At 44.4% G+C, this 1,410-nt stretch carries 2 protein-coding genes; both read left to right on the top strand.

The window, feature by feature from the left end; translation table 11 throughout:
- The coding region (locus IE083_RS15625; protein WP_189354953.1) for a restriction endonuclease subunit S at window positions 1–612 on the top strand (612 nt) is incomplete at its 5' end.
- Entirely contained in the window at window positions 612–1,400 is a 789-nt protein-coding gene (locus IE083_RS15620; RefSeq protein WP_189354952.1) for an AAA family ATPase, read from the top strand. The genes IE083_RS15625 and IE083_RS15620, both read left to right, overlap by 1 nt.
- Window positions 1,401–1,410 lie beyond the last annotated feature (10 nt).

Genomic DNA, 1,410 nt, shown 5'->3' with positions numbered 1-1,410 from the left:
TCATTGCCATGGCATGCGCGTTTCTATGGCTACCAATGTGAAACGTCAACAGCCCCTAGTGATTTTGGAGAAATTATTACTGGAAGTACCCCTAGCACGGCACATCCAGAGTTCTATGGCGGTGGCATCCCATTCGTCTCCCCAGCCGACATTTCCGATCTGCGATGGGTGAGCGACACAAAGACCACTTTGAGTGCTTTGGGGTTTGAAAAAACCCGTCCGATCAAAGCGAACAGCGTTCTGTTTGTGTGCATCGGGTCAACCATCGGGAAAGTGACTCAAAATGTTCGGGACTGCGCGACCAATCAGCAGATCAACTCCGTAATCCCAAATTCTGAGCATTCAGGCGGATTCGTGTATTACATCCTCAGCTTGAACGCAGAACGCATCGCCAAACTCGCAGGTATTCAGGCCGTTCCTATTATAAACAAGACCCAGTTTTCGGCAGTCAGATTGCTTGTCCCAGAGTTTTCAGAGCAAGATCGTATCGCCAACTGTTTGTCTTCCCTCGACGATTTCATCGCCGCCCAAAGCCAGAAAATTGATGTCCTCATGTTCCACAAGAAGGGCCTGATGGAACAGTTATTTCCCGTCATGTCCGAGGTAGGGTAATGAGTATTGAAGATATTGCAGAGCAGCTAAAAAAGCTGGGTGAGAACATTATTCTCATTTATGCATTCAATGCCACAGGAAAAACCAGATTATCGGTGGCATACAAAAATGCAACTAAAAACTCTGATAATGGCCAACACACTGGCGTTTACTACAACGCATTCAGCGAAGACCTTTTTGTCTGGGATAACGATGAAGACAATGGCGGTGCGAACATAAAGCTCAATATTTTGCCCAGCAGCTTGAACCGCTTCCATAGCTTTCTGTATGAGAATCCGGATGCAGTCATGGATAAGTTGGCGATGTATTCGCCAAAATTTAATTTTAAGCTGAATCCCTACGAAAATCTTGAGAACGGAATTGAGTCGATCACTTTCGTCACCAACGATGATGAAGATGTGCCGATAAAAATCTCTCGCGGCGAAGAGAGAATTTTTGTTTGGTGCTTTTTCTTGGCTCTCTTAGAGGTTGATGGGTGGTCCAATACTCAGGACGCGCATATTTTCATTGATGACCCTGTATCTAGCCTTGATGAACATAATATTTACGTTACCGCTGAAACAGTGTTTCAGCAAATTGAGCGGCACTATCTCAAGAAAAAAATAATAATAACGACCCATCACATAGGACTGTTTTCAATTTTGGTGGATCGTTTGAAAAAAGGTGAGAAAAGCGATAGGTACAAGAATTTAACCAAGGTTTTTTCCCTAAAAAACATTGCCGGTGCATATGCCTTAGGGAGGGCCTGTCCGAATTTTTGTGTAAACGGGGTTTCAAATCACATCTGAGGAATGCGTT

Source organism: Vogesella fluminis, from assembly GCF_014652335.1.
GTDB lineage: Bacteria > Pseudomonadota > Gammaproteobacteria > Burkholderiales > Chromobacteriaceae > Vogesella > Vogesella fluminis.
Note: the sequence above shows the minus strand (reverse complement) of the source record. Positions and strands in the feature narration are given on the sequence as shown.